This window comes from Streptomyces sp. NPDC006283 (genome assembly GCF_040613325.1).
GTDB lineage: Bacteria > Actinomycetota > Actinomycetes > Streptomycetales > Streptomycetaceae > Streptomyces.
The window spans coordinates 1-1,476 of the sequence record NZ_JBEXRZ010000467.1; the positions used below are offsets into that span (position 1 = coordinate 1).

1 protein-coding gene is annotated in these 1,476 nt (G+C 74.5%); it reads left to right on the forward strand.

Annotated elements, in window-relative coordinates:
• Positions 1–182 precede the first annotated feature (182 nt).
• Positions 183–1,052: an ATP-binding cassette domain-containing protein gene (locus tag ABZ070_RS37325; RefSeq protein WP_356640645.1), complete on the forward strand. Its 870-nt coding sequence runs from the start codon at positions 183–185 to the stop codon at positions 1,050–1,052.
• Positions 1,053–1,476 lie beyond the last annotated feature (424 nt).

Here is a 1,476-nt window from a genome sequence, read left to right on the forward strand (position 1 = left end):
GTCGCGCCGGTGAGCAGGCGGTTGGTGTTCTGGATCTTGAAGGTCCCGCGCTGCTCGCCCTCCTTCTGCACGCTGCGGGTGCTGGTGCCGCGGGCGACGGTGTCGCGTCCGTTCCTCGCCGGGGTCGGCGCACTGCTGGCCGGGATCGTCGCCCTCACCCTCGTGCTCGAAAGGTATGCACTATGAACCTCTCCCCCACGGCCCCCGCTGTCGTGGAACTCGTCGACGCGGGTTACGCCTACGAGGACGGTCCCGCCGTGCTCAGCGGCGTGGGTCTCGGCCTTGCGGAGGGCCGGTCGACCGCGCTGCTGGGACGCAACGGCAGCGGCAAGACGACCCTGCTGCGGCTCCTGAGCGGCGGGCTGCGTCCCGCCACCGGCCAACTACGGCTGCACGGCGAACCCGTGGCCTACGACCGGGCGGGACTGACCAGGCTGCGGACGACGGTGCAGCTGGTCGTTCAGGATCCGGACGATCAGCTGTTCGCGGCGTCGGTCGAGCAGGACGTCTCGTTCGGTCCGATGAACCTGGGGCTCGGCGAGGACGAGGTCCGTGCGCGGGTCGACGAGGCGCTGGCCGCCATGGACATCGTGGCGCTCCGGGACCGGCCGACGCATCTGCTCTCGTACGGGCAGCGGAAGCGGGCCGCGATCGCGGGCGCGGTCGCGATGCGACCCCGGGTGCTGATTCTGGACGAGCCGACCGCCGGGCTCGACCCGCACGGGCAGGAACGGCTGCTCGACGTCCTCGGCGGGCTGCGCGCGTCCGGCACAACGGTCGTCATGGCCACGCACGACGTCGATCTGGCGCTGCGCTGGGCCGATGACGCGGCCGTACTCTCGCCGGACGGCCTGAGGACCGGGCCGGTCGCGGAACTCCTGGCGGACCAGGGGCTGTTGGACGCGGCACGGCTGCGCAGGCCATGGGGGACGTCGGTCGCGGAGGTCCTGCGGGCACACGGGCTGCTGGGCGCGTCGCAGAACGGTCCTCGTACGCCGGAGGAGCTGGCCGCGTGGGCGGGGCAGGCGTCTGTGGGCGGGGCGGGCGTCTGACGCTGGGGTGGGCGCTGGGGTGTCGCCCCCCCAACCCGCCGGGCGGGGCAGACGTCCCGGGCCGGCAGCTTCACACCCGCCATCGGTACGGCGCACCCCGGGCCGTGACGCCGCAGACCGGCGCGGCGCCCGGGCCCGCCAACGGTCCGGCACACCCGGCCGCGACACCCACGCATCGCGCTGCATCCGGGCCCGCCGCCGGTCCGACACACCCCGGCCGCAACACCCGCATCGCGCAGCGTCCGCGCCCGCCACCGGTCTGGCACACCCCGGCCGCAACCCCCGCATCGCGCGGCGTCCGCGCCCGCCACCGGTCTGGCACACCCCGGCCGCAACACCAGGCAGTACGAGCGCGGAGTGGTCTTCCGGCTCGGGCGGCTGCGCGAGGAGGTACGGCGGCCGGGATTCACGGTGATCGTTCCGG